General features: G+C 54.8%; 22 protein-coding genes and 1 tRNA gene. 14 read left to right on the plus strand and 9 right to left on the minus strand.

Annotated elements, in window-relative coordinates:
* Positions 1-4: 4 nt before the first annotated feature.
* Complete coding sequence (locus ACNQ6O_RS02725) at positions 5-625, minus strand: TetR/AcrR family transcriptional regulator (protein ID WP_418051705.1); 621 nt, start codon at positions 623-625, stop codon at positions 5-7.
* Between the two features lie 167 nt (positions 626-792).
* On the opposite strand from ACNQ6O_RS02725, the gene ACNQ6O_RS02730 reads away from it, so the two are divergent.
* Both ACNQ6O_RS02730 and ACNQ6O_RS02735 read left to right on the plus strand, forming a co-directional pair.
* Positions 793-1,878, plus strand: a complete 1,086-nt coding sequence (locus ACNQ6O_RS02730) for an efflux RND transporter periplasmic adaptor subunit (protein ID WP_418051706.1) — start codon at positions 793-795, stop codon at positions 1,876-1,878.
* Positions 1,878-4,904, plus strand: a complete 3,027-nt coding sequence (locus ACNQ6O_RS02735; RefSeq protein WP_418051707.1) for an efflux RND transporter permease subunit — start codon at positions 1,878-1,880, stop codon at positions 4,902-4,904. The genes ACNQ6O_RS02730 and ACNQ6O_RS02735 overlap by 1 nt, the downstream gene beginning before the upstream one ends.
* Before the next feature lie 26 nt (positions 4,905-4,930).
* Here ACNQ6O_RS02735 and astE read toward each other — a convergent pair whose 3' ends face one another.
* From astE to ACNQ6O_RS02760, 5 genes are all read right to left on the minus strand, one after another.
* A complete protein-coding gene (astE, locus tag ACNQ6O_RS02740; RefSeq protein ID WP_418051708.1) occupies positions 4,931-5,983 on the minus strand; it encodes a succinylglutamate desuccinylase in 1,053 nt (350 codons plus the stop codon).
* A gap of 184 nt (positions 5,984-6,167) precedes the next feature.
* Positions 6,168-6,890, minus strand: a complete 723-nt coding sequence (locus tag ACNQ6O_RS02745; protein ID WP_418051709.1) for an ABC transporter permease — start codon at positions 6,888-6,890, stop codon at positions 6,168-6,170.
* 3 nt (positions 6,891-6,893) lie between these two features.
* Positions 6,894-7,598 (minus strand): ABC transporter permease, encoded by a 705-nt coding sequence (locus ACNQ6O_RS02750; protein WP_418051710.1) that lies wholly within the window; start codon positions 7,596-7,598, stop codon positions 6,894-6,896.
* 50 nt (positions 7,599-7,648) lie between these two features.
* Positions 7,649-8,395 (minus strand): transporter substrate-binding domain-containing protein, encoded by a 747-nt coding sequence (locus ACNQ6O_RS02755; RefSeq protein ID WP_418051711.1) that lies wholly within the window; start codon positions 8,393-8,395, stop codon positions 7,649-7,651.
* An 88-nt stretch (positions 8,396-8,483) separates the two neighbouring features.
* Positions 8,484-9,254 carry an ABC transporter ATP-binding protein gene (locus tag ACNQ6O_RS02760; protein WP_418051712.1) on the minus strand — a complete coding sequence of 257 codons (771 nt, stop codon included), beginning with the start codon at positions 9,252-9,254 and terminating at the stop codon, positions 8,484-8,486.
* A gap of 253 nt (positions 9,255-9,507) precedes the next feature.
* On the opposite strand from ACNQ6O_RS02760, the gene ACNQ6O_RS02765 reads away from it, so the two are divergent.
* The 8 genes from ACNQ6O_RS02765 (at position 9,508) to ACNQ6O_RS02800 (ending at position 17,464) form a co-directional block, all read left to right on the plus strand.
* Positions 9,508-10,980 carry an FAD-linked oxidase C-terminal domain-containing protein gene (locus ACNQ6O_RS02765; protein ID WP_418051713.1) on the plus strand — a complete coding sequence of 491 codons (1,473 nt, stop codon included), beginning with the start codon at positions 9,508-9,510 and terminating at the stop codon, positions 10,978-10,980.
* On the plus strand, positions 10,973-12,040 hold the full coding sequence (gene glcE, locus ACNQ6O_RS02770; protein WP_418051714.1) for a glycolate oxidase subunit GlcE: 1,068 nt from the start codon (positions 10,973-10,975) through the stop codon (positions 12,038-12,040). The genes ACNQ6O_RS02765 and glcE overlap by 8 nt, the downstream gene beginning before the upstream one ends.
* Before the next feature lie 2 nt (positions 12,041-12,042).
* Positions 12,043-13,251: a glycolate oxidase subunit GlcF gene (glcF, locus tag ACNQ6O_RS02775; RefSeq protein WP_418051715.1), complete on the plus strand. Its 1,209-nt coding sequence runs from the start codon at positions 12,043-12,045 to the stop codon at positions 13,249-13,251.
* A gap of 105 nt (positions 13,252-13,356) precedes the next feature.
* Positions 13,357-13,788 carry a DUF4124 domain-containing protein gene (locus ACNQ6O_RS02780; protein ID WP_418051716.1) on the plus strand — a complete coding sequence of 144 codons (432 nt, stop codon included), beginning with the start codon at positions 13,357-13,359 and terminating at the stop codon, positions 13,786-13,788.
* 77 nt (positions 13,789-13,865) lie between these two features.
* Positions 13,866-15,062 carry a multidrug effflux MFS transporter gene (locus ACNQ6O_RS02785; protein ID WP_418051717.1) on the plus strand — a complete coding sequence of 399 codons (1,197 nt, stop codon included), beginning with the start codon at positions 13,866-13,868 and terminating at the stop codon, positions 15,060-15,062.
* Between the two features lie 26 nt (positions 15,063-15,088).
* Positions 15,089-15,460 (plus strand): thiol-disulfide oxidoreductase DCC family protein, encoded by a 372-nt coding sequence (locus ACNQ6O_RS02790; protein WP_418051718.1) that lies wholly within the window; start codon positions 15,089-15,091, stop codon positions 15,458-15,460.
* Positions 15,461-15,563: 103 nt separating this feature from the next.
* On the plus strand, positions 15,564-16,232 hold the full coding sequence (locus ACNQ6O_RS02795) for an alpha/beta hydrolase (protein ID WP_418051719.1): 669 nt from the start codon (positions 15,564-15,566) through the stop codon (positions 16,230-16,232).
* Positions 16,229-17,464 (plus strand): aromatic amino acid transporter, encoded by a 1,236-nt coding sequence (locus ACNQ6O_RS02800; protein WP_418051720.1) that lies wholly within the window; start codon positions 16,229-16,231, stop codon positions 17,462-17,464. Before ACNQ6O_RS02795 ends, ACNQ6O_RS02800 begins: the two co-directional genes overlap by 4 nt.
* Positions 17,465-17,526: 62 nt before the next feature.
* Here the strand turns inward: ACNQ6O_RS02800 and ACNQ6O_RS02805 are convergent, their stop codons facing one another.
* Entirely contained in the window at positions 17,527-20,040 is a 2,514-nt protein-coding gene (locus ACNQ6O_RS02805) for a CoA transferase (RefSeq protein ID WP_418051721.1), read from the minus strand.
* Between the two features lie 341 nt (positions 20,041-20,381).
* Here ACNQ6O_RS02805 and ACNQ6O_RS02810 point away from each other — a divergent pair, with 341 nt between their 5' ends.
* From ACNQ6O_RS02810 to ACNQ6O_RS02825, 4 genes are all read left to right on the plus strand, one after another.
* Positions 20,382-22,010 (plus strand): BCCT family transporter, encoded by a 1,629-nt coding sequence (locus ACNQ6O_RS02810; RefSeq protein ID WP_418051722.1) that lies wholly within the window; start codon positions 20,382-20,384, stop codon positions 22,008-22,010.
* A 71-nt stretch (positions 22,011-22,081) separates the two neighbouring features.
* A complete protein-coding gene (locus tag ACNQ6O_RS02815) occupies positions 22,082-23,239 on the plus strand; it encodes an iron-containing alcohol dehydrogenase (protein ID WP_417536927.1) in 1,158 nt (385 codons plus the stop codon).
* A 76-nt stretch (positions 23,240-23,315) separates the two neighbouring features.
* Positions 23,316-24,812 (plus strand): CoA-acylating methylmalonate-semialdehyde dehydrogenase, encoded by a 1,497-nt coding sequence (locus ACNQ6O_RS02820; protein ID WP_418051723.1) that lies wholly within the window; start codon positions 23,316-23,318, stop codon positions 24,810-24,812.
* A gap of 141 nt (positions 24,813-24,953) precedes the next feature.
* The gene (locus ACNQ6O_RS02825) at positions 24,954-25,859 is read left to right on the plus strand and encodes a LysR substrate-binding domain-containing protein (protein WP_418051724.1); all 906 of its coding nucleotides are present in this window, start codon (positions 24,954-24,956) and stop codon (positions 25,857-25,859) included.
* Between the two features lie 105 nt (positions 25,860-25,964).
* Here the strand turns inward: ACNQ6O_RS02825 and ACNQ6O_RS02830 are convergent.
* Together ACNQ6O_RS02830 and ACNQ6O_RS02835 are read right to left on the minus strand one after the other, a co-directional pair.
* A tRNA-Phe gene (locus ACNQ6O_RS02830) sits at positions 25,965-26,040 on the minus strand.
* Between the two features lie 118 nt (positions 26,041-26,158).
* Entirely contained in the window at positions 26,159-26,431 is a 273-nt protein-coding gene (locus tag ACNQ6O_RS02835) for an oxidative damage protection protein (protein ID WP_418051725.1), read from the minus strand.
* Positions 26,432-26,441: the final 10 nt, after the last annotated feature.

Here is a 26,441-nt window from a genome sequence, read left to right on the forward strand (position 1 = left end):
TCGCTCATGGATTGGCGATCGAGTGGGATAGCATGTCCATGGTGTGCTGAATCAAGGTGTCTGAAGGCATGCTTTCGCCTTCGCAGAGCATGATCACGCCGTGTAATGCGCCTCTTAAATACAAAGCGGTCTGGGTGGGGTCAATAATCCGATCTTTGCACATGGTTCCGTCTTCCAGGCCTTTTTGGAGGGCGGCGACCATCAGTCCAATTAACTCATCCCGGGAACTCAGCATCTCACTAGCCTGAGCTTCGTCCACGTCGGCAATCACAGTGGAGGCTTTGGTGAGCGCCGCAAAGTAATCCGGTTCTTCCCGATAGAACTGATAGTAAGCGTCACCCATGGCCCGAATCTGCGCCATCCCGGTGTCGGTGGGGCAGTGAGAAGCTTTGAAACGCTCCACCAGATTTTGCCCCGCCCGCTGCATGATGCCCATCTGAATGGCCGCTTTATCCTTGAAGTACACGTACAGCAGTGCTCGGCTTAGGCTGGCAGTGCGGGCAATATCGTCCATGGAGGTGCGGTCGTACCCCTTCTCAGAGAAGACGGTTTCGGCCGCATCCAGTATGGCGTCGTATCTTGCCTGCTTTTCTTTTTCCCGGCGTGATTTCAACGGCTCATTCATAGGGCTTCCGGTTTCCTCGGGGTGTGACTGCGCAGTGGATGGTGTGGATGAAAACCTATTATTGACAAATTGTCAAAGAGTGACATTATGTCGCCACAATAGGGCGGCTTGTAACTAACGGATCGGCACGCCCATCACCAATCATTCAGGGAAAGGGGCTGTCTTTCATGTCTCCCATTAAACAATCTCTCCCATTTACCGTCGTGACCCTCGTGTTAGTGATGATGACCTTGTCAGGGTGTCGTGGCGGGAGCAGTGAAGCCGCAGAAAAGTCGGCCGTGGTGTCGGTTCGAGTTGCCGATGTGACCGGCGGGCAAGTAGAGGAAATTCCGCTGCGCTTCTCGGGCATTGTTCGTGCTGCCCAACGCGCCACGCTCACGTTTCAGGTCAGCGGTACGCTAAAAGAGCGGCCGGTAGAGCTGGGGCAGATGGTGAATCCCGGCGACACGCTGGCCAAACTGTACAACCCCGCTTTGCAACCGGCCCAGGACTCTGCTGCGGCTAAGTTGCAAGAACTGAAAACACAATTCAATCAAGCGCAGCGGGAGTGGGAGCGTTCTGCGCGCCTGCATAAGCGAGGTGTGGTATCGGAGCAAAACCTGGAGCAGATTGCTGCACGTCGGGATTCGCTGAGGGCCAGCATGGCCACCGCCGAAGCGGCGTTGTCGGAAGCAACGCATCTTTTGGAAGAAAGTGTCTTGAAGGCCCCGTTTGCCGGGCAGTTGGAAGCTTTGCTGGTTGAGCGCGACGAATTTGTGTCGGCCGGACAACCTGTTATGCGCTTGTCATCACCGCTGGGGCGGGAGGTTGAGATACGGGTGCCAGCGCATTTGCTGAGCCATGTGCGTGTGGGTATGGAACTGCCGGTCTGGCAGGTTCAGGATCGTAACCGCGCTCCCGAAACCGGTACCGTTATCGAAATTGCCCAAGGCAGTTCCATTCGAGGCGAACTGCATCCGGTACTGGTGAGCTTGCCGGCGAATTCATTGTCATCTGGTGAGCCTGTTGAAGTGGGCGTTACGCCAGTTCGGGAATCTGCGGTTACCGTGCCGATGCTGGCGGTTGTGCGCGATGCCACTGGCACCAGCGTGTATCGGGTTAGCGAGAATGTGGCTCACCGAGTGCCCGTTAAAGTCGACCGGGTGATTGGTGAGCGAGTGATGGTGCATCCCGGCGAGCTTCAGCCCGGTGATCAGGTGGTGTATGCCGGCATGACACGTTTGGTGGATGGCGACACCGTGGAGATCCGCTGATGACGCGTAGCCTTCTCAATTATCAGCGCTTGTTGGGCATGGTGGTTACCATGCTTTGCCTGTTGGGGATTGCGGCCTACAGCACCATGCCCCGGCAGGAAGACCCTTCCTTCCCGTATCGTGCCGGTATGATTTCGGTGAGTTACCCGGGTGCCAGTGCCGAAGCGGTTGAGCGGCTAGTGCTTCGGCCGTTGACCGATGAGTTGCGCCAGGTCGAAGAGGTCGATTTCAGTCAGGGCACCGCGCGTACCGGTGTTGCCTTGGCGCGAATCAAACTGCTAGACCGTATCTACGATACCGATGCCGCGTGGGACCGTGTGCGCCAGGCAATGGAGCGCGCTAAGCAGGATTTTCCCGATGGGGTTGGCCAGATGAGTCTGGACGACCGGCTCATTGATATTCCCGCGGTGGTGCTGGCGGTAGGTGGTTCTCCATCCGTGACAGAGCTGTCGAAAGCGGCGGAGCGGCTGAAGCAAAACCTTTCAGATATTCCGGGTGTTTCCCGCATTGAGCTTGAAGGCGATGTGGACGAGCAGATCACCTTGGCTTTGGACGACGCAGCACTGTTCCGGTTGGGCATTTCGCCCCAGCGGGTGCTCCAAACCCTGTCTCAACGAAACCAAACCACGCCCGGTGGTTTTGTTGTAGTTGATGGCAAGCGACTGTCTGTTTTACCGAACTCGGAATTCAGCGACATCGAAGCCATTCGGGCCACGCCTATCGAATTGCCTGATGGCTCGCAGGTGCCTTTAGCCGCGGCTGCCGAGGTATGGCGCGGGCCAGTTGAGCCACGGCAGCCGGAAACCTGGTTTGATGGTGAGCGGGTTGTCTTGGTATCCCTCATCATGGAAGAGGGCAACACCGATGCCATTCGCTTTGGTGAGAGAATTCGCGACAGGCTGAGCGAGGTTCGGCCGAACTTCGAACCCTACGAACTTCGGGAAATGTTTTTCCAGCCCGACAAAGTCTCAGACCGGCTGGATAATTTGGCTTGGAGCTTGGTGTTCTCAGTGCTGATTATCGTTGCCGTAGTGTTTACCGGCATGGGCATACGAATGGGTTTGCTGGTTGCCTCCATTCTGCCGATGGTGGCGATGATCAGTGTCGGCCTGTACGACCTCGGCGGCGGGGTGCTGCACCAGATTGCTGTGATTGGCATGGTCATTTCGCTGGGTATTCTTATCGACAACGCCATCGTAATCGTGGAAAGCATTCAGGGTTATCTGGATGCAGGCATGCGCCGGTTAGATGCCTTGAAGAAGGCGGTTGGCGAGCTGGCTGGCCCGCTTGGCGCATCCACCGGCACCACGCTGGCGGCCTTCGCCCCATTGTTGATGGCGAAAGGTGGCGCTGCCGACTTCACGCGCGGTGTCCCGGTCATGATCATGCTTACGCTGTCCGTCAGTTATCTGCTGGCGATTTCAGCGGTTCCTCTACTGGCCACTCGCTTTCTCAAGGCGCGCAAGAAGGTGGGAGAAGATCGCTTGGTCGGGTTCGCTCGTTTTCTCGGTGGGCTGGTGTTTCGGCATCCGAGTAAACTGATCGTCTTGGGCGCGGTGCTCGTTACCATCAGCGTGGGTTTGACGCCGTTTATGGCCCAGCAATTCTTCCCGAACGCTGACCGGCCTCGGGTGATTGTCGAAATGTACATGCCCGAAGGCACCGATCAGGCTCGCACGGCGGAAGTGGCGGAAAACCTCGAACGAGCTATCCGTACGCAGCCCGAAGCGCTGGAAGTGCACCGCTTTGTCGGCTTCACCGGCCCGAGCTTCTACTACAACCTGCAGCGAGCGCCGCAGTCACCGAACCGAGCGCGTTTGGTAGTGCGAACGCCCACCTTGGCAGACACCACCGATCTGGTCCGAAAGATTCGGGAAGAGGTTGCCCAAAACCTGCCGGAGCTGGATATCTCGGTAGGGATCCTGGGGCAGGGGCCTCCACGTACTGCTCCCGTTGAAGTGCGTGTCTATCACGCTGATGACGACGCTCGAGTCTTGGCGACTGAGCAGATCTATTCGATTCTTCGCGATGTGGAAGGCACCGTAGACGTTCGCCATGACCTGGATATCGGTGTGCCCAGTATCGCCATCAACGTTGACGATGCCACAGCGGCCCGTTACGGCCTGACTCGTGCCGACGTTGCACAAAGCCTATACGGCCAGAGCTTTGGTGCCATGGCAGAACGCTATCGCCAGGAAGAAGACCCGATACCCATCGTGCTTCGCTCACGAGAAGGCACCTTGTTGTCGTTGTCGCGCTTGTTGTCAGTGAACATCTACAACAACCGCGGCGATGCCATACCGCTTTCTGCGGTGGCGACGGTTGAAACTACTTGGGAGCCGGCAGCCCGATACCTGCGCAACGGTGTGCGTGTAAATGCTGTGACGGCCAACCTGCAAAAGGGTTACAGCTTCAGCCAAGCGCTGGACGGCCTGCATGCAGCGCTGGAACAGAGCCCCTTGCCACCAGGAACCCGGATGGAAATGGGCGGCGATGCCGAAGGCTCTAACAACGCCAACAGCGCGCTGCTTACCGCTGCGCCTATCGGCATGCTGTTGTTGCTGTTCTTCCTGTTGCTGCAGTTCAACTCGTTCCGGCGCGTTGGCATCATCCTGCTGACAGTACCCTTGGCGACAGTGGGCATATTCCCCGGGCTGGTGTTGTCTGGCTCACCCTTCGGATTCCAATCCCTGCTGGGGGTCATTGCTCTGGTGGGTATCGTGGTTAACAACGCTATCGTTCTGCTGGATGTAATGGATCGGGAACTTGAGAAGGGCAGGGCGATTAGGGATGCAGTTCGAACTGCGGTAGAACGCCGAACCCGGCCAATCCTGCTGACCACCGCCACCACAGTAGCCGGACTGCTGCCACTGGCGCTCTCCAGTTCTACCCTGTGGCCACCCATGGCTTGGGCGATCATCTCAGGTTTGTTGGCCTCAACCGTGCTCACCTTGCTGGTGATCCCGGCGGTATGCACCAAACTGATCAAATTACCGGTGGCCGAACCCGAAAACGCCCCGGCATAAAAAATTCAGGCCGGGTAGCGAACGAACTACCCGGCCTGAAATTCACTTAACGCCCTAACCATCAAACCAACCCGCTGTCCCACCGGCACCTCCCGATTAGGGAACACAATCGCCTCCGGCTCAGCGCCCACCCTGTAACAGCAATCGCCATCTTCCCAAATAACCGTGCCCGGCGGGTACAACGTAAAATTCGACACATCATCCGGCACATGAAACTGGAAAGCAGGGCCAGTATTAAGAACCTCATGCACCACCTCAAACACCGTCAGTTGCTCCAATGGTGGTGCAGCTGAAGGCGCAGGCGCGCCACAAAGCCGCCGCCGCAACGCCCGCTCAATGCCCTTAAAACGTTGCAAATCATTCTGACCAAACGGCCGAACCTTCCCCAACTCAACCGTAAAGCTCTCGGCCTTCAGCTGGCTGGCAGAAAACGAAGAAAACACTGTCGACGCTTTATGCTGAAGCAACAACGCTTGCACCTCTGCTTCCCGCAAAAACGCGCACTGCTCTCGCGGAACCGAACGCCCCGGCACAAACGGATACAACGCAAACCGTTCCTGCTTCGACGGCCGAATCGCGGTGTGTAAGTCGTAATGACTCAAAGCGAAGTCGGAGTGCTTCGTAGCAAACTCCCGGCAGACCTCTTCAATAAATCGGGCCCGTACAGCTTCCGGTAAATGCGCATACTCGGCTTTCCCATGAGCCCCGTTAAACAACCGGTTCATGTTCACATCCAAAAACCGTTTTCCGCCAGCCATGGCTGGCGGATTACCGAGTATCAGCAGCAGCGGACAAGCCAGTTGCCACTCACCCGCGAGCAACTCAGATACCAGCCCGTTCAACACCTCAATCGGCGCCGTCTCGTTGCCATGCACCCCAGCAGAAACGATCAACGCCTCACTGTTCGGGTTCTGCCTCTCGGCAGGAGGCGCTAGCCAAAGCACGCCGGTGGCTATTCGAACAATACGGGTGCCGTCGGCAAGCTGCGTAGCGACTTCAGGAAGCTCAGAGGAAGCGTGAGAAAGGGTGTGAGAAAGCCAGTCGGGAGAAGTGCCGAAAAGGTGTGTCTGAGCGTTCATAACCCCTCCATAACCGGCGTAGCGGAATCTGACTCCCCGAAGAATGTTCGGGGGCAGTTAGTGTGAGGGCTCTTACGGGAATGTCGAAGGCCAAGGATGGCCTGAGAGAAGCGCACATGGATGTGCTCGTAGCGGTTCCCGGAAGAGCCCTCATGCTAACTGGCCGGGCACCCAAGTTTCGGTACTAAGAGTTAGCCGGCCGCTGATGCCGCAACAAATAATTTTCCAGTTTACGAAACGCAAAAACCAGAATGAACGTCAAAACCAAATAGATTAGCGCCACAAAAATAAACGCATCAAACGGCGCATAAAACCGAGAGTAAATATTCCGCGCCGCCCCGGTAAGATCCACAATCGTCACGATACTCGCAATGGCACTCGCATGAAGCATAAAAATAACCTCATTAGAATACGCCTGCACCGCCCGACGCGCGGCACTCGGAAGAATAATCCGCCGCATCCGCAAAAACCAATTCATACCGTAAGCCTTCGCCGCCTCAATCTCACCATTCGGCGTAGACATAATGGCACCGCGAATAATCTCCGTAGTATAGGCCGCAGTATTCAGCGTAAACGCCAGCAGAGCAGGGTAGAGCGGCTCCTTGAAAATCTCCCACCAGAAGGTTTCCTGAATCCCCGGAATTTGCGCTACACCGTAGTAAATAATATACAGCTGAATCAGCAGTGGCGTACCGCGAAACAAATAGGTGTACAGCCAGATAGGGCCGGAGACAAAAGGATTCCTCACCGTACGAAGAATCGCCAAAGGCACCGCCACAATCAGCCCGATCACCAAAGACAGAAAAACCAAGTGTACGGTAGTAACCAGCCCGTCCCAGTATTCCATCAGAGTAATGGCGGTGAAAATTTCGTTGGTGTTCAGCCAATCGGCAATAAAATCAGGCATTGTTTAGTTCCCCTGAACCACGCCGACATTGGCTCGCTTATCAAGCCACCGGATGAACAGCTCGGAAGCTGCCGTCAGGGCCAGATAAACCGCCGCAACAGGAATGAAGAAATGGAACGGCATCCGCTCGGCCTTTGCCGCTTCCTCGGCTACACGCACCATGTCCGTTAGGCCAATGATTGAAACCAGTGCCGTGGTTTTCAGCAGCACCTGCCAGTTGTTCCCAATACCCGGCAACGCATGGCGCATCATCTGCGGGATCATCACTCTTCGGAAGGTATGCCAGCGAGTGAAGCCGTAGGCTTTAGCCGCTTCAATCTGACCAATATTCACCGCGAGAAATGCACCCCGGAACGTTTCCGTCATATAGGCACCGAAAATCAGGCCGATGGTAACTACGCCGGAAATGAAAGGATCGAACTGGAAAAAGAAATCGATTTCCCGAGTTTCCCACAAATAATCTGAAAGGGCGTTTACCGCAACCTGACCGCCGTAATAGAACAGCAGCATCATCACCAAGTCAGGAACACCGCGAATCAGGGTGGTGTAAGCGGTTGCGATGCCAGTCAGTGCACGGTTGCCAGAAAGCTTCGCTGAGGCGCCTAGCAGGCCAAGGATAACCGCCAGTGCCAACGACATAAATGCCAGCTCAATGGTAACCACGGCACCTTCTGCGAGGGCGGGGCCATAGCCTTTCAGGTCAAGCATGAGAGAGTCCGAGATGCTGGGAGCAGCCAGCAGGCTGCTCCCGGAGTGGTTTAAATCTTGATGTCGTAGTTGAAGTACTTGGCCATGATGGTGTCGTACGTGCCGTTCTCTTTCAGAGTCTTGAGAGCAGCATTGATTTCTTTCGCCAGTTCGGCATCACGCTTACGCATGGCAACACCGACACCTTCGCCCAGCTTCACAGCCTCACCAACCTCTTTGAAACCGTCACGGTTCAGAATGGTTTGCTCGCCAACCGGGTAATCAACGAACGCCGCATCAATACGCTGGCCTTCCAGGTCCAGAACCATGTCTTCAGCCGTGGTGTAGCGCTTGATGGAAACCACGCCATGCATGTTTTCAGTGACGTAAGTGTCCATGGTGGTACCGCGCTGAACGCCAACAGTCTTGCCTTTCATGGCCTTCATGTCGGTAACATCGGTGTTGAACGACTCAGGGCCGAACCAGCCACCAGGGGTGATGTAGTATGGGTCAGAGAACAGAACGCGCTTCGCTCGCTCTTCGGTGATCGACATGGACGACATGATCAGGTCAAATTTACGGGCGATCAGGCCAGGAATCATGCCGTCCCATGCCTGAATAACGAACTCGCAATTGGCTTCCAATTCTTTGCACATGGCGGTGGCCAGCTCTACTTCAAAGCCAGTCAGTTCGCCGTTGTCATCTTTGTACTCAAACGGCTCGTAAGGCACGTCAAAGGCGATACGAAGGTCTTGGGCCTGTGCGCCACTTGCGAACATGGCCATGGCGCAACTTGCTGCAATCAATAATTTCTTCATGTGTCACTTCTCCACTCGTTTGCCGTTCAGGCTTTATTTTTTATAGAAGTTTTTTATTCTAGTCCCGGATTCAAGATAGCACCGGTGCTCAGAACTTGGGAGCAAGAAATTGCTGCATCCGCTCGGATTCCGGGTGATCAAACACCTTGTCCGGTGAACCTTGCTCCTCAATCACGCCCTGATGCAAGAACAGGACCTGACTAGACACATCCCTTGCAAAGGCCATTTCGTGAGTCACCACGATCATGGTGCGGCCTTCCTCGGCCAAGCTCTGCATTACCTTTAATACTTCACCCACCAGCTCAGGGTCTAGCGCTGAAGTGGGCTCGTCAAACAGCATAACTTCAGGTTCCATCGCCAAAGCACGGGCGATGGCAGCTCGCTGCTGCTGTCCGCCAGACATCTGAGCCGGATAGTAATCCTTACGCTCGTAGATGCCGACTTTGTTCAAATACGCCTCGGCCCGCTCGATGGCTTCTTTCTTAGGAACCTTGAGCACGTTGACCGGTGCTTCAATGATGTTTTCCAGAACGGTCATGTGTGACCACAGGTTAAAACCTTGGAACACCATAGACAGTCGCGCACGGATCAGTTCCACCTGACGATTGTTTGCGGGTATCCGCTCGCCTTTCCGGTTGTGTTTGAACTGAACGGGATCGCCGTGAACGATGATGTCGCCCGACGTTGGGGTTTCCAGTAGGTTGATGCAGCGTAGGAAGGTGCTCTTGCCAGAGCCGGAGCTGCCAATCAGAGACACGACGTCGCCCTTGCGGGTCTCCAGGGAAATGCCCTTGAGAACTTCGAGGTCGTTAAAGGTTTTGTGAATGTCCCTACAAATCAGAGGCGCTGCGTCCGCCATGGGGTGACTCCTGGGGGCTGTCGTTCAAAGGCGCATGTTTTACGGACTGTCGCCGCGGAAATCAACACCATTTTGTTGGATTTTCGTGAAAGTTGGGGCAATAACGTGTCGTACATTTTGGCGGATTCGTTCATCAATGCAAGTGTTTTGGCGTGGGGCGGCTTTTGTGTGGTGGTCTTGGGCTTTTGTCGGCTTGTGCCCGAACAGGTTTCGGCTACTGTTTAGGCTGGCGCGCATAACAAATAAAGAGCAGATGATGAGCAAAGCAAAGGCAAGCAAAGCGCAGTTGGCGGAGCTGTTTCGTTCCTTTATAGACTCGGAATTCGTGATCACCGATGACGAAACGCTAAAGCCGTATGAATGTGATGGATTGGCCATGTACCGAGAACTGCCGATGATCGTGGTGTTACCGGAAACGGTCGAGCAGGTTCAGCGGATCATGCGGATCTGCCACGAGCATGAAGTGCCGGTGGTGGCCCGGGGTGCAGGCACGGGGTTGAGTGCCGGTGCGATGCCACATAAAGAAGGAGTGGTGCTGTCACTGGCCAAGTTCAACCGGATTCTGGAGATTGACCCGGTCAGTCGCACGGCGCGCCTGCAGCCCGGTGTGCGTAACTTGGCAATCAGTGAGCAGGCAGCACCTTATGGTCTTTATTACGGGCCGGACCCGTCCTCGCAGATTGCGTGCACCATTGGCGGCAACGTCGCAGAGAACGCCGGTGGTGTGCATTGCCTTAAATACGGGCTGACGGTGAACAACCTGCTCAGTGCCGAGGTGATTACCGCGGAAGGTGAGCGCGTGACGCTGGGTAGTGATGGGCTGGATAGTTGCGGCATGGATTTGCTGGCCCTGCTTACCGGTTCCGAAGGTTTGTTGGGGATAGTCACTGAAGTGAAGGTAAAACTGTTGCCCATTCCCGAGGTGGCCCGAGTAATCATGGCTGGCTTCGACAGTATCGAAAAAGCTGGCGATGCCGTAGGCGGTGTGATTAACCACGGCATTATCCCGGGCGGCCTGGAAATGATGGATAGCCCAGCCATTATTGCGGCCGACGACTTCTGCGGCGCAGGTTATCCCAGGGATGCCAAAGCCTTGTTGTTGTGTGAGTTGGATGGAACCGAAGAAGAAGTCAGCGAACACATCGCCGAGGCCGAAGCGCTATTCCGCAAGTTGGGTGCCACGTCTATTCGTACCTCGAACAATGACCAAGAACGCGCTCTGCTGTGGAAAGGGCGTAAATCCGCGTTTCCGGCGGTAGGACGTATATCACCCGATTACTACTGCATGGACGGCACCATCCCGCGCCGATATCTGGCCAAGGTTCTGCTGGAAATGGAAAAGATGTCGGAAGAGTATGGCTTGCGGGTGGCTAACGTGTTCCATGCCGGCGACGGCAACCTGCACCCGTTGATTCTGTTCGATGCCAATGTGCCGGGTGAGTTCGAGAGAACCGAAGCGTTCGGCAGTAAAATTCTTGAACTGTGCGTAGCCGTAGGTGGCTGCATTACCGGTGAGCACGGTGTGGGCGTGGAGAAAATCCGGCAAATGGCGGTGCAGTTCAACGACCAGGAGCTACAGCAGTTCCATGAAGTAAAAGCGGCCTTTGACCCTTTGGGGATACTAAATCCCGGCAAAGGTGTCCCGACCCTGAAATTTTGTCAGGAATACCGTTCCCTTGAACACAAACAACACAGGCACGAACAGCCGGGAGCGCATCATGGCTGATCAGATCAAGGCTCTGCAGGATCAGTTGCAGCAGACTCGTAGTAACGGCCGAAAGCTCAATATTGTTGGTGGCGGCACGAAGGCGTTCCTCGGACGCGCGGCCGACCCGGCCGCGGACACCCTGAGTTTGGCCGAGCACACGGGCATTGTGGAATATCACCCCGTGGAGTTGGTGTTATCGGTGCGAGCCGGCACCACTCTTAAAGAGATTGAGGCGGTGTTGGCGGAGCAGGGCCAGTGTCTGCACTTTGAACCGCCGCATTTCGGAGATGCATCCACCATTGGCGGCACCTTGGCGTGTAACTTGTCCGGGCCTGCCAGGCCATGGGCGGGGTCAATCCGGGATCAGGTGCTGGGTGTTCGCTTGCTGAATGGCAAAGGGGAGCATCTGCGTTTCGGTGGTCAAGTGATGAAGAACGTGGCCGGTTACGATGTCTCGCGATTGCAGGCCGGTGCGATGGGTACGCTAGGCGTCATTACCGAACTCAGTCTAAAGGTGATGCCCAAACCTGCCGCGACCGCCACTCTGGTTCAGGAAATGGCCATGGATGAAGCGGTGAGCTATATGAACCATCGAGCGGGCGAGCCCAAACCGATCACCGGCGCTTGCTGGGTGGATGGTAAGGTGTATCTGCGGTTGGCCGGGGCTCGATCGGCGGTAGAAGCAACCGCTGACAAGTGGCAAGGCGAGGTGATGGAGCAGGGGGATCATTTTTGGCAGCAGATACAGGATATGAAGCATAGCTTTTTCGCCGATACGGACGCCCCACTGTGGCGATTCTCAGTGGGTTCTGCTGCCACCCTGCCAGCTTTGGAAGGTCAGTGGATGATGGATTGGGCCGGCGCGCAACGTTGGTATCGGGGGGGCGCGGGTCTTAGTGGCCTAGAGCCTATTGCCCGCGCTGCTGGCGGTCAGGTCAGCGTGTTTCGAGGAGGGGATCGCACCGGCGAAGTGCTGCACAGCCAGCCGGAGGCTCTGAACATTATCCAGCGTCGTGTGAAACAGTCCTTTGATCCCGACGGCTTGTTCAACCCCGGTCGTCTCTACAGTTGGTTGTAATTATGCAAACAAATCTGGTTCAACATTTTGCCAACACGTCCGAAGGTCAGGAGGCCGAAGACATTCTTCGGGCCTGCGTTCATTGCGGCTTCTGTACCGCTACCTGCCCAACCTATCAGGAGCTGAACGATGAGCGAGACGGCCCGAGAGGCCGGATCTATCTAATGAAGATGTTTCTGGAAGGGGCCGAGGTTACCGAGAAAACCCGCGAGCACCTGGACCGCTGCCTGACCTGTCGTAGCTGCGAAACCACCTGTCCCTCTGGTGTGCAATACGGTCGGTTGGTGGACATTAGCCGCGGCTTGCTGGAACAGGAGCTCCCGCGGCCTCCCAGCCAGAGATGGTTACGCTGGGCATTGACGCGCGTTCTGCCTGAGCGCCGGCTGTTTGCCGCGCTGCTGCGTATGGGGCAGACGTTCCGGCCGGTGTTGCCGGGCAAGTTGCGCAGCAAAGTACCTCCGCGCCGGCAGGCGAACCCCTGGCCTTCGTCCAGTCATCCGCGATTGGTGTTGGCGCTTGCGGGCTGTGCTCAACCTGCCGCCGCACCAAATACCAATGCGGCTGCCGCCCGGGTGCTGGACAAACTGGGGGTGACACTGGTGGAAACCTCGGAGGCCGGGTGTTGTGGGGCAGTGAATTATCACCTGTCCGAACATGAGCGCGGATTAGAACAGATGCGTCGTAATATTGATGCCTGGTGGCCCGCTATAGAGGCAGGAGCGGAGGCGATTGTTATGACCGCGTCTGGCTGTGGAGCCATGGTGCAGGACTATGGTCATTTATTGAGAGAAGATCCGGTGTATGCCAATAAAGCCCGGCGGGTTAGCGAACTGTGCATGGACCTAAGCGCTTTCTTGTTAAACGAAGATTTGGACTCTTTGAAGGTTCCTGAAGGGCAGGGGAAAGTGGCTTTTCATTGTCCCTGCACGTTACAGCACGCCATGAAACAGGGTGGCGTGGTGGAGCAGGTGCTGACCAAGGCTGGCATTGAGTTGGCCGCTGTTCGCGATTCACATTTATGCTGCGGCTCGGCTGGTACCTACTCGATTACCCAGCCGGAGATGAGTCAAAAACTGCTGGATAACAAACTCAAGGCGTTAACGGTGGATAACCCCGACCGCATTGTCACCGCGAACATCGGGTGCCAGCTGCATCTAGAGAGCAAAGCTCCGGTGCCGGTGAACCACTGGATCGAGTTGCTGGATCGATAACCGTGTGCCTGAGTGCTGTGGTTGTTTCCGGTATAGTGCCTTGTTCGGCCCCGCCGGGAATTTGAGCGGGGTGCTCAAAAACAAGACTTCACAGGATGTGAACCTATGCGAAGGATTGCTGCAGTTTTGCTGTGCCTGCTGGTCGCCGTGCCAGCCCATGCTGAAATATACCGCTGGATTGATGCCCGCGGTTCTGTTCATTTCTCCGATACGCCCCCGAGTATTAAGGAGCACTCTGCAATTACTGTGCGTGAGCCCGTCACCGTGCCGTTAAGCGTTAACATTCGCCAATCCGAAAAGGTTCGACAAAGTCGTGAATCGGTTGAGCGCATGCTCAAATCGAAGAACCGGCAACGATTTGCCAAGGCGACCCAGGAAGGTCAGCGTAAAGCCTCGCAGTGTGAAAAGTATCGCGTACAACTCGATCGGATTCAGGTGCAGCTGAGGGCGGGTTACAACAATGATCGGGGTAACAGCTTGAGGCAAAAGCGGAGAAAGGTCAGTCAGTTATACAGTAATCACTGTGTATTGGACTAGACAGTCTCTCGGTTAGCGCGCATTGCGATTTATCGCCGTTTGCCGTTAGCTATCTACCTAATAACAGGAGGTAGACCTTGTCCCATTTTCAGCTCGCTTTATTGCTCGGCATGACTGTTGCCCTAGGGCCTTTGGCTCTGGATGCCTATTTGCCGGCCTTCCCGAGTATTGCCCGGGATTTTGCTGTTCCCCATGCAGGCGTGGGTCTGACTCTGAGTGCCTATGTGGCCACCATGGGGCTGGCTCAGCTGGTGGGCGGCCCGCTGTCTGATCGATATGGCCGCCGGCACATTTTGCTGTTTGGCTTGGCGGTATTCGCGGTGGCTTCGGTGATGGTGGCCCAGGCGGATGCGTTGAGTGAAATGGTGTTCTGGCGTGTGGTGCAGGGCTTTGGTGGTGCTTTCTGTGCCGTTTCCGTGCCGGCGATTGTCCGCGATCAGGTTGGTGGACAAGACGCAGCAAGGTTGTTCGGGCTGATCGGTTTGATCATGTTTATAGCGCCAGCTGCGGCGCCGGCCTTGGGCGCTGCCATGCTCGCCCTAGGGCATTGGAACTGGATCTTCTTGGTGTTGGCGGGGTACAGCGTCTTCCTGGCGCTGGTGTTGAAGCTGGCCTTGTTCCCGAGACTTAAGCCAAGGCCAAGAACCTTCACACCGGTGAAGACCCTAGTGACCAATTACATACTGGTGCTTCGTCACAAAACCACCATGCGTTTCGTGGGTATTCAGGTGCTTTGCTTCAGTTCCATGATGCTCTTCATTACACACTCTTCTTTTATATACCAAGAGTGGTTTGGCGTATCGAACAGCACATTTGCCATGTTATTCGCGGCGAACATTGTGTTAATGGCGGTGATGAACTTGGCGAACCGGCCTTTGCTTCGAAGGTACTCATCGGTTGTCTTGCTCAGGGCGCAAGTGTTGTTGCAGTGTTCTGCGTTCCTAGCATTGGTTCTGGTCGTTTTGCTGGATGGCCCGTTCTGGGCCGTGGCGGCGTGCTTTATTGCCGCAGTTGGCTGCCAGGGCGGCATTGTTCCCAATAACATGGCCAACGCATTGGAGTTCTTTCCGCACCTTGGTGGTACGGCTTCCGCTATGCTGGGAGCCTCCCAGTTTACCATTGCGGGCATTGTGAGTGCGGTGTCTTCATCGGTTAGCGGAGAGGCGCTGTTGCCAATTGTGGCGAGCATGTTGGCTTGTTCGATAGGGGCTGTGATACTGGCATGGGGTGGGCCGAACGCTGTGGCTCGGGAGCTGGCGGTTTCAACCAGCTGAGTATGTGCGCTCTAAAGGAGGGTTCTATGGCTCAGGCTAAAGAAAAATTATTGGTTTTTTACGATGGCGCTTGCCCGACCTGCATCAGGGACCGCCGCTGGTATGAAAAGCTGGCCGGCCAAGGCGGTGACTCAGTGGGGTGGCTGGACATCACCGGGCGTGAAGAAGAGTTGCGTGCTCAAGGTGTAGACCCGGACAAAGCCTTGAGAGAGCTGCATGTGAAAGACAGCTCGGGAACGATTCATCAGGAAATGGATGCCTACATATTGCTGATGTCCCGGGTGCCGGTGCTGAAACCACTGGCTTGGTTGATTGGGCTGCCGATTATTCGTCCATGCTTGGCGGCGTTATACCATCGCTGGGTTGCCCGCAGGTTGTCAGAGCGTTTGGGCAGCTGAAGTCCCGGGCCACGTTGTTACCTCAATCTGCCTGATCACTGGTGTAGAAAATTATCGAAGCTGTATGATGCGGGGTCTAATTACCTAATTGACGGGAGACCCCATGGCAGAGTTGAACGTATTGCAGATCGATACCGGCCCAGAGCCCGCACACACCATTATTTGGCTGCATGGCCTCGGTGCGAGCGGCCATGATTTTGAGCCGGTTGTGCCGGAGTTTGCCTTCTCCCGTGAAACCCCCGTGCGTTTTATTTTCCCTCATGCACCTGAGCTGCCCGTTACGATTAACGGCGGTATGGTGATGCCTGCCTGGTACGATATTCTGGCGATGGATGTCGATCGTAAAGTGGACGCCGAGCAGCTTCGCGCTTCCGCGGGTATGGTGGCTGAATTGATCACGGCCGAGCGGGAACGAGGCATAGCCAGTGAGAACATCATCCTTGGCGGTTTCTCTCAGGGCGGTGCGGTGGCGTATGAATTGGCCCTGAGCTACCCGGAACGTTTGGGCGGTTTGTTTGCGCTGTCCACCTACTTTGCCACCGCAGACTCAATCGAGCTTAGCGACGCGAACCGTAAGCTACCCGTCTTTATCGGTCACGGCCGCTTTGACCAGATCGTGATGGAGCGCTTGGGGCAAACGGCCCACCAGACTTTGCAAGATCTTGGTTTTGAGCCCGAGTACCAAAGCTATGGCATGGAGCACAGCTTGTGCCTGGAAGAGGTGAGGGACCTGGACGGCTTTCTGGCAAAGCGGGTGACTGAAGCAAAGTGAACGATCGACCTGCATCCAAACCGGTACCGTCCCTGATTGGCGGCGCAAGTATTATTGCCAGTGTGTGCGTGGGCGCAGGTATGCTGGGTTTGCCCAGCTCCGGTGCCGGTGCCTGGACAGTTTGGTCCAGCCTTGCTCTGGTGCTGACGATGGTTGTCATGACTTTGTCTGGCTGGATGCTGCTGGAGGCTTTCAAGCATTTTGATTTGCGGGCGTCGTTCAATACCGTCACCAAATCCTTGCTCGGTGCTCGGGTGAATGTCTTTAGTAACCTGACGGTTTACTTCGTTGGCGGGATTTTGCTGTATGCCTACATCACCTCGTCTGGTTTGATTATTCAAAGCATGACCGGGGTCGACAGCAAGCTAGTGTCGGTGGTTTTCGTGCTGCTCTTTTCTCTGGTCGTTTGGCATTCAACCCGAGCGGTAGACCGGCTCTCTGTCGTGCTGGTTACGTTTATGCTGTTGAGTTTCGTATTGGGGGTGTTTGGCCTTGCTGCGAGAATCGATCTCGGCATCCTGTTCGACACAGCCAACTTGAATGGCCAATACGCGCCCTATGCAATGTCCATGTTGCCCGTGGCATTAACCTCGTTTGGTTACCATCACTCAGTTGCTTCACTGCGCGCCTATTACGGCGAAGAGCGAAAGGCGCAAAAGGCCATTCTTGGTGGTACTGCAGTGGCTCTGACCTTCTATCTGGTTTGGCTGGTGAGCATCTTTGGCAACTTGCCCCGGGAGGATTTCGGGCCGGTTGTGGCGCAGGGTGGTGATGTGGATGTGTTGTTGGCGGCGCTCGGGTTCGCCATCGACTCCGAGCGGGTTGCCAATACCATCAGCACCTTTTCGACTGCCGCGATTTTGTCTTCGTTCGTGGGTGTTGGACTGGGCACTTTTGATTTTATGGCCGACTTGCTTGGCTTCAAGAATGACCGCAAAGGCCGCACCAAAACCTGGGCCATCACCTTTGTTCCACCCTTGCTGCTGTCGTTATTAGCCCCGTTCGGGTTCGTGGTGGCGATTGGTTATGCCGGTGCTGCGGCTGCGGTGTGGGCCTGTATCGTTCCGGCCCTGTTGGCCCGAAAATCAAGAATGCTGGAAGGTGGCGCTACCGGCTTTATGGCGCCGGGAGCGAAGGTCGCGATTATTCTGGTGCTGGTCTTTGGGGTGTCGACCATCGTGTTCCATTTTATGGGGCTGGCGGGGGTGTTGCCGGAAGCTGAGTTGGGGTGATGTAAAACACCAGCCTCATTGGGAGGCTGGTGTTTTTTTGCAGGAGCTTTTGTTAGATAGCTTTAACTTGGAAGATATTCCTTGCTCCAGTTTAGCCCCGCGATACCGCGTTCAATCATCGACTCGATTTCCTCTTCACTGTAGCCAATGCTCGCCAGAATGTTGCGAGTGGAATGACCATATTGCTCTGCTGGTTTAATCGCTCGAGTAGACGCTTCACTGGGGCGAACCGAGTAGTGGTCAATTTGCGTGATGCAATGTCCACTGGGGTGGTTCGGGTAGGTTGAGAACGAAAAGCTTCCCAAACCGGTGCCAGGAGTGCCATCGGCCTCACGACTGTATTGCTCCCGAAGATCTTCAATTGCATTCGGTTGAGCTGCGGCAATGTCCGCTTCTTGCAATATTTCTACCCAGTAGTTGGCCGGTGCTTGGCTCAGTGCATCGTTCAGGAAATCGCTGATATTGGCTGCTGAACTAATGCCTTGAAGTCCTTCGACCCCTTCGAGCTTGTCCAGCTCAGAGCGGTTCGAATCCAGGTACAGCCAGCCCTCGCTGGTTTTATAAAAATGCGACAGTTCATGGTGCCCCAAAGCCTCTCGTCCTGATGGCTCATTGAACGGTGCGCGCCCTTCATAGTCGAAGGCAAACGAGATTTGAGCGATGTTGGTAACCGCGGATAGCGACGTGCGCGAACGCGTGGGCTGGCCGGTTTTCGCTTTGTGATAGAGCGATATTGCCATTCCCAAGCCTGCCGCAAAGCCACAGTTTACGTCCAGGGTGCCTAGGTGCGCGTGTTCCTCTGGCGTGGCTGGGCCGCCGAAGCGACTCATGATGCCGCTGTTTGCTTGAATGATGTCGTCGTAACCGATGTAGTCGGTCTTAGGGCCACGCAATGGGCCGCCCAAGCAGTCAAGGCGACAGAACAATACGCCCGGGTTGATGGCTTGGAGGCTTTCATTGTCTAGCCCCAAAGGTTTCATCTGTCGCTCAGGAGCGTTGATGACGACCATGTCGACGGAGCGAACCAGACGGTTAAACGCTTCGCGACCTTCAGTGGTGGTGATGTCAATCAAAGCGCTTTGCTTGTTTACATTGGTTTGGAATGTGAACAAAACGCCAATCAAGGGGTCGTACATTGGCGTGACCGTGTCCAGCTTGATGACTTCTGCACCGAACCGGCTAAGGAACGCCGCAGAGTGAGGGCCAGCAATAACGTTGGTCAGGTCCAAAATGCGCAGGCCGTCGAGCCAGCCTTTGCCGCTAGCGGGCTGAACGGATTGACCCGTGGGGCGAGTCACGGTTTCACTTGCCGCTACAGCGGATAATTCTGCCAGTGCTTCATCAAAGGAAACCTGCTTGCGGGGGCGTGGCTGCAGCATGTCTGCCGCCATTTCCTCCAGCCAGGCAATTGGTCCTGGTTGCTTCATCAAACCATATTCAGGATCGTTTACCTCAACAATAAGGCCTGCAGCGTTGGTGTGTTCATCGTTCACCCACTCTTGGGTGGTGCGGTGCGGTGCACCGGGAATCTGGCCTTCACCAAACAACACGCCCCATTCTGTGGAGGTTTTGGTCAGGAATGCCTTCTTCATTTTCTCCGAGATGATGTCAGCCCATTTTTTAGGTAACGGGTAAACACCAATAGAGGTTTCTCCATCCCACTCGGAAACGGGGGCGTGCAGATCCTTTACTTCGGGCAACCCTTCGGCTTTGAGTTCGTCATAAATGCCGAGAAGCTTTAATGCACGTTTGGCGTGGTTTCGGTGTGACGGGCATACGCAGTAGAACATGCGGCCATCTGCACACTCGTATGTGCGGTAAAAAGGATCGAGGTATTCCTGCAGGTCTTCATAGCTCAGGTCAAACTCGATGTTATTGGCTTTGCGATACTCGATTTCATCTTCCCGCATAGTTTTGTAGCGGTTGGGTAGGCCTTCGATAACGTAAGAATTGTAGGATAAGCCTTCCATCAACGCAGCGGCGACAGGCACTTCGATGTGGTCCCCACGACCTGTTTTTTCGCGCTCGAGTAGCGCGAGTACTGCGGAACTTGACGCCAGTGAAACGGCGTAGGCAGAGCCTAGAGGCAGAGGGGAGAAGCTTGGGTTAATGCCCATCAGTACCCGGTTAAAGCCCATGTCGGTAAACGCACCGCACGTTGCTGCGACGACAGCTTCTGTCGCTTTCCATTCGCGGCGCAGTTCATCGTTGCTGGCAAAGCCTGGCACCGACAGAGTGATCAATTCAGGGCGTTCGGCACGAAGCTGGGTGAAATCCACCCCCAGCTCTTTCATAACGTCCGGCCGGAAGCTTTCAATAACGATATCGGCTTGTTCGATCAGGGCGAGCGCTTGTGCCAGCCCGCGTTCGGTCTTCAGGTCCAGCTTCAGGCAGCTCTTGTTCCGGTTAAGTACCGCATTTGCCGGGTGGTCCCACTGGGGGCCTTCTGGCGGATCGATGTGCACCACAGTGGCGCCGAAATCTGCCAGCACCATGGCTACAGCGGGGCCTGCGATTTGCTGGCCAAAATCAACAACGCGTACGCCTTCTAATGGTAGGGGGAGCTTTTTTGTCATTGGATTACGTCCTTATTCGCTATGTATCTACGTTTGTTGTGCTGACATGAAACCGACTAGGTTTCGGTGCTAGCAATGATGGGCGAACAAAGAGCGACTGAACCAGCAATAAAAAAGGCCCCTGAGACCATATTTTATTTATAGGTGGGCTTGCGTGAATTGCGTGTTGAGGACGCTAGATATAAAAAATTTTAGGTCTTAGGGGCGGTTTTTTTTGGTTTCAATCGTCAGCGATATCTGACGAAAATGTTTCACGCCAGATACAGGGTGATAGGTCATCTCAAGAGCTTGCTGATCGGAGTAAGCAATAACAATTAGAGAACGCCAAAAGAGGTAACAAAATGAATAACAAAAAAGAGTTAATAAGCTCGACTGGGTGGCTGACTGGCACGAACCCAGTCATGTCAGTCGGTGCCGGGATAGTTGTGCTTATTTTTGTTCTGTTTACTGTCGCGGACCCCGAGTATGCCAATGCGCTGTACAGCGCTGCCAAGAATTTTATCGCTAAAGAGTTAGCGTGGTATTACATAGGTTTAGTCAGCATTATTTTGTTTATGGTCGTTGGCTTGGTGTTTACCCGGTACGGCAGTGTACGGTTGGGTAAAGATTCTGATCGGCCAGAGTTTAGTAACTTTTCCTGGTTTTCCATGTTATTTGGAGCCGGTATCGGCATTGGTATCCTGTTCTGGAGTATTGCTGAGCCCATTTCCTATTTTCAAGGCAACCCTTTTATCTCAGAGAGTCAGCAGTTAACGGCAGAAGCGGCACAAGTGGCCATGCGCGTGTCGATTTTTCATTGGGGATTGCACGGTTGGGCGGTGTTTGCCATGAGTGGCCTGATCCTTTCCTACTTCAGCTACCGTAAAGGTTTGCCTCTTTCTATACGCTCCAGCCTTTATCCCATTTTTGGTGAGCGGATCTACGGGCCAATTGGCCACATCGCTGATTTGCTGGCCGTGTTTGGGACGGTCTTCGGGATCGCGACCTCGCTGGGAATGGGCGCTCAACAGATGAATACCGGAATGAACTATTTGTTGGGCGTTGAGGTTTCAACGACCAATACCATCCTTTTGATCGCAGTAATTTCAATCATTGCAACGATTTCGGTCGTTACAGGGCTGAACCGTGGCATACGCCTGTTGAGTGAGCTCAATATGCGTTTGACGATGGTTATTCTCGGGTTGTTTTTGGTGTTTGGCCCTACCGCCTACTTGCTGGGATCGCTGGTGACTAACTTTGGCGATTACGTTGTTCATGCCGTTGAATTGGGCTTTTGGGTGGACCCTGATCCAGAAAGCCAGTGGCAGGGTTGGTGGACTATTTTCTACTGGGGGTGGTGGATCTCCTGGGCACCTTTCGTGGGTATCTTCATTGCTCGCATATCTAAAGGCCGTACCGTTCGTGAGTTTATTCTTGGCGTGCTAATCGCTCCGACTTTGTTGGCAGTTATCTGGATCACCATCTTTGGTAATACCGCCATGTTTATCGAGTTGTTTGGCAACGGTGGAGTTGTTGAGGCCGTTAATGCGGATACCACCATGGCGTTGTTCAAGACTATCGAGTTGATGAGTGGCAGCGATCTGGTCGTGACGCTGATGGCCAGTATCTGCACCATCATGCTGGTGACTTACTTTGTGACTTCTGCCGACTCGGCCACCTTGGTTGTGTGCACTTTGATCTCGATGGGGGATAAGAATCCGTTGGCCCGTTATCGGGTTTTTTGGAGCGCAGCGATTGGTTCGGTTGCGGCAGTTTTGTTGGTGGCTGGTGGTTTGGGGGCGTTGCAAACAGCCACGGTGGTTGCCGCTTTGCCGTTCTCAATCATTTTAATCATGGCGATCTACGGTCTGCTGAAGTCTTTGCGTGAGGAGGCTCTTCCGGGAAAGTTGTTTAACCCCGCGCAAATGGTAGGTGCCGCTGAGTCGCGTGGCAAAAAGCCGGGTGTGGCAACTGTCTCGGGCTCTCTCTGAGTCTTAACAAAAACAACATGGGCCTCGTTTCCGCTAGTGAGGCCCCAATTTCAGAAACAGATGGAGCAATTATGGTTACTCAAGTCATTCTCCCTCGTATCCTGCAAATCGGTGAAGGAGCCTCGCAGCAACTTCCGGAGGTTTTGGCGAGCTTGGGCTGCAGCCGCCCATTAATTATCACCGATAAAATGATGGTTAAACTGGGTTATGCCGAAACCATTCAGGGTTGCCTGGCTGCTAGCGAGTTGTCAGCGGATGTGTTCGATGACACGGTGCCGGAACCCACGGTCAGCTCAATACAAGCAGGCGTTGCCAAAGTTCGCGATGGTGATTACGACAGTATCATCGCTCTTGGTGGTGGCAGCCCGATCGACAGTGCAAAGGCTATCAGTATTCTAGGCAAGTTTGGCGGCACTATGCGGGATTATAAATTCCCGCGCATTGTCAACGAACTTGGTTTACCGATCATCGCTATACCCACAACCGCTGGTACCGGTTCAGAAGTGACCCGCGTGACGATCATCACGGACGAGTCCAATGATGAAAAGATGCTGTGCATGGGCGTGGGCTTTATGCCTGTGGCGGCGCTGGTCGATTTCAATTTAACCCTCAGTTTGCCCAAGCGTACGACTGCCGATACCGGCATTGATGCGTTAACGCATGCGATGGAGGCATACGTCAGTCGTAAGGCGAGCTTATATACCGATGCTCAAGCTATCGCGGCAATGCGGCTAATCGGCCCGAACCTCCGGCGAGCGTTTCATGATGGCTCTGATAAAAAGGCTCGCGAGCGCGTCATGTTGGGCTCCACCTTGGCTGGAATTGCGTTTTCCAATGCATCGGTCGCTCTAGTGCATGGGATGAGTCGGCCTATCGGCGCGGCTTTCCATGTCCCTCACGGGTTGTCTAACGCCATGTTGCTCCCCGCTGTCACCGAGTACTCGATCCCGGCTGCTGCCGAACGTTATGCAGACTGCGCGCGCGCCATGGGGGTTGCGTCGGAACAAGACAGCACCGACGTGGCAAACAGCAAACTGATGGCGGAGCTTTATGCCTTGAATGATGAGTTGGAGGTGCCAACTCCGGAAATGTTCGGCATCGATCGCGGCGAGTTTTTTCATCTATTGCCAACCATGGCGGAGCAGGCACTGCAATCCGGATCCCCCGGAAACAATCCCCGAGTTCCCAGCGCCGAAGAAATTATCGAGCTTTACAAGAAACTCTGGTAACGCAAGAAACTCGATCAAAGTTTTGTACAACAACAAACCTCGCACTGGCTGCGAGAATACCTTTTGAGGATATAGCATGAATACCATAGGTCATTTGATTGGCGGGCAGATGATTGCCGACGAAAGCCGCACCCAGTTGGTTTTTAACCCCTCTACCGGTGAGGCTACGCGGCAAGTCGCCTTGGCCTCTAAGGCCACTGTAGAGCAGGCCATTGCTGCAGCAGAAGCTGCCTACCCTGCATGGCGCGACACCCCGGCGATCAAGCGTGCTCGTATCATGTTCCGGTTTAAGGAGCTGCTGGAGCAGAACGCGGATCATATTGCGCGGCTTATCGGAGAAGAGCACGGCAAAATCCAGCACGATGCGCTGGGAGAGCTGCAGCGTGGCATTGAGAACGTGGAATACGCCTGTGGTGCTCCTGAGTTGCTGAAAGGCGAGCATAGTCCGAAGGTTGGTCCCGGCATTGATACCTGGAGTGAGTTTCAGCCGCTGGGCGTTGTTGCGGGTATAACGCCGTTTAACTTCCCGGCCATGGTGCCGCTGTGGATGTATCCCATGGCGATTGTTTGCGGAAACTGTTTCGTTTTGAAGCCTTCGGAGCGTGACCCTAGCTCAACGTTGTTTATTGCTCAGTTACTGCAGGAAGCCGGCTTGCCTGACGGCGTGATGAACGTGGTCAACGGCGATAAGGAAGCGGTAGATACTTTGTTGACCGATTCCCGGATTCAGGCGGTTAGTTTTGTCGGCTCAACGCCAATTGCGGAATACATCTACAGCACCGCCAGTGCCCATGGTAAGCGTTGTCAGGCATTGGGCGGCGCGAAGAACCACGCCATCGTTATGCCCGATGCTGACATGGACAATGCGGTGAACCAATTGTTGGGCGCTGCGTTTGGTTCCTCGGGCGAGCGTTGCATGGCGTTGTCGGTTGCGGTTGCCGTGGGTGATGCGGCTGGCGATGCTTTGGTTGCCAAGATGGCCGAGGCTATGAAAACCCTGAAGGTGGGAGCATACAGCGAACCCAGCAATGACTTTGGTCCGGTGATTACGAGCCAACACCGCGATAAAGTCGTGGGCTATATCAATAGCGCGGAGCAGCAGGGCGCGCGTATTGTTGTGGATGGCCGTGACCAGGTTGTGGCTGGCCACGAAAATGGCTTTTTCGTTGGTGGTACGCTGATTGATCAGGTTACCCCTGAGATGACCAGCTACCAGGAAGAAATTTTTGGGCCGGTGCTGCAGGTCATGCGAGTGAATACGATGCAGGAAGCCATGGACCTGATTAACGCTCATGAGTACGGCAACGGTACCTGCATATTCACCCGTGACGGCGAAGCGGCTCGCTACTTCACTGACAACATCATGGTGGGTATGGTCGGAGTTAACGTCCCTCTGCCGGTGCCGGTGGCGTACCACAGCTTTGGCGGTTGGAAGCGGTCCCTGTTTGGTGATTTGCACGCGTACGGCCCTGATGGAGTGCGGTTCTATACTCGTCGCAAAGCGATTACTCAGCGTTGGCCGTCCGCCGGAGTTCGGGAAGGTGCCGAGTTCTCGATGCCCACCATGAAGTAGGTGTTCAGGGCTAAAAGTTATAAGTAGTAAGTTGGTTGGGGCGGTGTGCTTGCAAGATGAGCCACCGCCTTTTTTGTGCCTGGCATTACAGTGAGGGATGAAACAAAATAGGACTCCTAACTATAAAAAAGAGTTTGCTCCATGAAGAAGAGACTCCCACCGCTAAACTGGTTGCGGACTTTTGAAGCTGCAGCACGCCATCTGAACCTGACTCAGGCTGCGGCAGAGCTGAATTTGACTCAGGCTGCGATCAGTCAGCATGTGAAAGGGTTAGAGTCTCAGCTTGGCACGGAGCTGTTTCGGCGTTTACCTCGGGGTTTGGAATTGACGGACGCGGGCAAGGCGTACCTGCCGGTGGTGCATGAGTGCATCAGACGACTTGCCACGGCAACGAATGAGATCTTTGGTCAGGGCAAAACTCGCCTACTGACAGTAAGAACGAATCTTGTGTTTTTTACCGCTTGGATAGCTCCCCGGTTTGGTCGTTTTCGCGAAAAGCATCCCGACGTTGGCGTGCGTTTCACCAGTAATATCTGGCTGGACAACAGCGCGCACGATTCCGATATGGAAGTCCGCTACGGGAAAGGTGATTGGCCTGGCTTCGATGCCGACCGACTGAGTTGGGATGAGTTGTTTCCCGTTTGCAGCCCACAGGTGGCAAGTGCGCTGGGTGATATCAATTCAGGTGGCTTAGATGCTCTTGAAAACCTGAGCAAGCAGACGTTGCTTCACGTCATTGGTTACGAGGAAGGGTGGGGGCACTGGCTTGATGAAGCTGGCTTATCTAACGTCCAGTTTTCCGGGGAAATTCAGTTTGATACGTTAATCACTGCGATGAAGGTGGCCGAGCATGGGGATGGTATTGCTTTGGGGCGGACGTGTTTAGTGGAAGAGTCGATGGAGAAGGGCACGTTAGTCGCCCCGTTCGCACAAAAAGTACCAACGGCGGAAGCGTTTTATCTGGTGCGTCCCGCTAACAAGTATCTTCATCCTCACGCGGAAATTTTTCGAAGCTGGCTGTTGGAAGAGGCTGGAAAAGGGCGTTAGCGCTGAAGCTCGCCGAGCCGTTTGTTGAGGCTGGGGCTGGAGGCGATTTAGCTGCAGACAAAAACGAAAAAGCCCGCTAAAAAGCGGGCTAGATCGTGAAATTAGTGGTGCCCGGAGGCGGAATCGAACCACCGACACGAGGATTTTCAATCCTCTGCTCTACCGACTGAGCTATCCGGGCGTGTTGAGCTATGTGCTCCAACGGGGCGCTATTAAACCGGTTTAGGGTTTAGGAGTCAAGACCGGCCGGCAAAAATTTCTTAAAATTTCCGCAGTTGATCAGGCCTTGACCAGATTAGTTACTTTTCGGGTGGCACGTAACCTTCGGCTTTGTCGAATGGCTCGTTATTAAAGAAACGGTCCATCTGCGCTTGCAGGTATTTACGGTTATTCACGTCCATCAGATTCAGGTGTTTTTCATTGATCAGCATGGTCTGCTGATTCTGCCATTCTTCCCAGGCGGCTTTGGAAATGTTTTCAAGGATATCCTGGCCTTTGGGGCCGGGCATCGGAGGCATAGACAGGCCTTCCATTTCCTTCTGGTACTTTCGGCAGAATACAGTGCGGCTCATGATGACTCCT

Origin of the sequence: Marinobacter sp. SBS5 (assembly GCF_048285575.1) — a bacterium.
Taxonomy (GTDB): domain Bacteria; phylum Pseudomonadota; class Gammaproteobacteria; order Pseudomonadales; family Oleiphilaceae; genus Marinobacter.